Source organism: Streptomyces sp. NPDC048270, assembly GCF_040652335.1.
Taxonomy (GTDB): domain Bacteria; phylum Actinomycetota; class Actinomycetes; order Streptomycetales; family Streptomycetaceae; genus Streptomyces.
Genome location: NZ_JBEZLV010000107.1, coordinates 1 through 3,273, shown reverse-complemented (window position 1 = coordinate 3,273; position 3,273 = coordinate 1). Strand labels below are relative to the sequence as shown.

At 71.2% G+C, this 3,273-nt stretch carries 2 protein-coding genes and 1 pseudogene; 2 read left to right on the top strand and 1 reads right to left on the bottom strand.

From position 1 onward, the window contains the following. Nucleotides 1–79: pseudogene (locus tag AB0D66_RS34295) on the top strand (lytic transglycosylase domain-containing protein); the annotation flags it as partial. 187 nt (nucleotides 80–266) lie between these two features. Here AB0D66_RS34295 and AB0D66_RS34290 read toward each other — a convergent pair. Beyond that, complete coding sequence (locus tag AB0D66_RS34290; protein ID WP_361768063.1) at nucleotides 267–1,436, bottom strand: steroid 3-ketoacyl-CoA thiolase; 1,170 nt, start codon at nucleotides 1,434–1,436, stop codon at nucleotides 267–269. 242 nt (nucleotides 1,437–1,678) lie between these two features. On the opposite strand from AB0D66_RS34290, the gene AB0D66_RS34285 reads away from it, so the two are divergent. After that, complete coding sequence (locus tag AB0D66_RS34285; RefSeq protein ID WP_362311062.1) at nucleotides 1,679–2,923, top strand: cytochrome P450; 1,245 nt, start codon at nucleotides 1,679–1,681, stop codon at nucleotides 2,921–2,923. Nucleotides 2,924–3,273 lie beyond the last annotated feature (350 nt).

Here is a 3,273-nt window from a genome sequence, read left to right as displayed (position 1 = left end):
GGGCCTGGAGTACATGAACGAGCGCTACGGCAGCCCCGTCGGCGCCTGGAACTTCTGGTCCGCCAACCACTGGTACTAAGCCACCAGCAGGCAGCGCCCAGCAGCAGGACATACGAAGGCCCCGGCGGCCGGCCTCCCCAGGTCCGGCCACCGGGGCCTTCTGCATCCCATCCCACGGGGTCTGTGTGCGGCGCCGAGCGGTGGCCGGGGCCGTGCAGCGCCCGGCGACGCGTGACGTGCCCGGCGACGCGTGAAGCGCCCGGCGACTACAGGCGCTGGATGATCGTGCCGGTCGCCAGCGCGCCGCCCGCGCACATGGTGATCAGCGCGAACTCCTTGTCGCGGCGCTCCAGCTCGTGCAGCGCGGTGGTGATCAGCCGGGCGCCGGTGGCGCCGACGGGGTGGCCGAGGGCGATGCCCCCGCCGTTGACGTTGACCTTCTCGAGGTCCTGGTCGAAGACCTGCGCCCAGCTGAGGACGACGGAGGCGAAGGCCTCGTTGATCTCGACGAGGTCGATGTCCTTGAGGGACATTCCGGCCTTGCCCAGCACGGCCCGGGTCGCGTCGATCGGCCCGTCGAGGTGGAAGTGCGGGTCGGCGCCGACCAGCGTCTGGGCGACGATCCGCGCGCGCGGCCGCAGCTTGAGGGCGCGGGCCATCTTGCGCGAGGCCCACATCACGGCGGCGGCCCCGTCGGAGATCTGCGAGGAGTTCCCGGCGGTGTGCACGGCGGTCGGCATGACCGGCTTGAGTCGGGCCAGCGCCTCCATGGACGTGTCGCGCAGGCCCTCGTCCCGGTCGACCAGGCGCCACATGCCCTGCCCGGCAGCCTGCTCCTCCTCGGTCGTCGGCACCTGCACGGCGAAGGTCTCGCGCTTGAAGCGCTCCTCGGCCCAGGCGGCCGCGGCCCGCTCCTGCGAGAGCAGCCCCAGCTTGTCGACGTCCTCACGGGACAGTCCCCGGTGGCGGGCTATCCGCTCGGCCGCCTCGAACTGGTTGGGCAGGTCCACGTTCCACTCGTCGGGGAACGGCTTGCCCGGCCCGTGCTTCGACCCCGACCCCAGCGGCACGCGGCTCATCGCCTCGACCCCGCAGGCGATGCCGATGTCCATGACCCCGCCGGAGATCATGTTGGCGACCATGTGGTTGGCCTGCTGGGAGCTGCCGCACTGGCAGTCCACCGTGGTCGCGGCGGTCTCGTACGGAAGGCCCATGGCGAGCCAGGCGTTACGGGCGGGGTTCATCGACTGCTCGCCGGCGTGGGTGACCGTGCCGCCGACGATCTGCTCGACGCAGTCGGGCTGGATTCCGGTACGGGCGAGGAGCTCCCGGTAGGTTTCGCCGAGCAGGTAGGCGGGATGGAGGTTGGCGAGCGCGCCCCCGCGCTTGCCGATGGGAGTGCGTACGGCTTCGACGATGACGGGTTCCGCGGCCATGAGCTCGTCCTCTCCTGCACTGCGACAGCGCGGCGGGCCGTCCCGGCGCCCCGCCCTGAACTAGTACGCGTTCTAGTTCTCCCCGCAGTCTTATGACCTGAAGCCCCGGCACGCAAGGGTCTTGCACGCGGCCTGCACGGATTCCACACGCAACAGTTGGCGCGCCGACCCTTGTCACTTCTAGAACTCGTTATTACCTTCAAGCCAACTTCTGATGGGCCGTCAGACTTTGGAGTCGCCCGATGTCCTGCCCCGCGCTGCCCGAAGGCTTCGACGCCACCGACCCCGACCTGCTCCAAAGCCGCGTCCCGCTCCCGGAGTTCGCACAGCTGCGGCAGACGGCCCCCGTGTGGTGGTGCCCGCAGCGGCGGGGCATCACGGGTTTCGACGACGAGGGCTACTGGGTCGTGACCCGGCACGCGGACGTCAAGTACGTCTCCACGCACCCCGAACTGTTCTCCTCCACCACCAACACCGCGATCATCCGCTTCAACGAGCACATCCAGCGCGACCAGATAGATGCCCAGCGTCTGATCATGCTGAACATGGATCCGCCGGAACACACGCGCGTACGCCAGATCGTGCAGCGCGGGTTCACCCCCCGGGCGATCCGCGGACTGGAGGACGCCCTGCGCGACCGCGCCCGGAAGATCGTCGAAGAGGCGGTGGCCGGGGCCGGCGACGGCAGCTTCGACTTCGTCACGCAGGTGGCCTGCGAGCTGCCGCTCCAGGCGATCGCGGAGCTGATCGGCGTACCGCAGAAGGACCGCACCAAGATCTTCGACTGGTCGAACAAGATGATCGCCTACGACGACCCGGAGTACGCGATCACCGAGGAGGTCGGCGCCGAGGCGGCGATGGAGCTCATCGGCTACGCCATGAACCTGTCCGCCGAGCGCAAGGAGTGTCCGGCCAAGGACATCGTGACGCAGCTGGTGGCGGCGGAGGGCCAGGGAAACCTGGGATCGGACGAGTTCGGGATGTTCGTCCTGCTCCTGGCGGTCGCGGGCAACGAGACCACCCGCAACGCGATCAGCCACGGCATGCACGCCTTCCTCACCCACCCCGAGCAGTGGGAGCTCTACAAGGCGACCCGGCCCTCGACGGCGGCGGAGGAGATCGTGCGCTGGGCCACCCCGGTGGTGTCCTTCCAGCGCACGGCCACCCAGGACACCGAGCTGGGCGGCCAGAAGATCAAGGCGGGCGACCGGGTGGGGATGTTCTACTCCTCCGCCAACCACGACCCGGAGGTCTTCACCGACCCCGACGTCTTCGACATCACCCGCGACCCCAACCCCCACCTGGGATTCGGCGGCGGCGGCCCGCACTTCTGCCTCGGCAAGTCCCTCGCCGTCATGGAGATCGACCTGATCTTCAACGCCCTGGCCGACACCCTGCCCGACCTCCGCCTGACCGGCGAGGCCCCGCGCCGGCTGCGCGCGGCCTGGCTCAACGGCATCAAGGAACTCCGGGTCAGCCACGGCTGACCCGCGACCCAGGACGGCAGGGGCCCTTCCTCCCACGCCCGGCCCCTGCCGTCCACTGGCCCGCCCACCCCCACCCAAAACCAAACCCTTCCCACCCCTCGGGGCCCTCCCAGCCCCCGCCGACCCCTCCCACCCCCCGGCCCCTCCCAACCCCACCGGGCACCCTTCAGCCCCGCCGGCGCTTGAGGCGCGGGGCCCGGGGCGGAGCCCCGATCCTTGAGCCGCGGGCCCCCCCCCCCCCCCCCCCCCCCCCCCCCCCCCCCCCCCCCCCCCCCGCACCGCCCCCCCCCCCCCACACCCCCCCCCCCAACCCCCGCCGCCCCGCCCGGCCCGCGCCCCAAACCCCCGCC

Coding starts and splice junctions, on each gene's coding strand:
- AB0D66_RS34290 (WP_361768063.1), bottom strand. CDS start 1,436: ATGGCCGCGGAACCCGTCATCGTCGAAGCCGTACGCACTCCCATCGGC.
- AB0D66_RS34285 (WP_362311062.1), top strand. CDS start 1,679: ATGTCCTGCCCCGCGCTGCCCGAAGGCTTCGACGCCACCGACCCCGAC.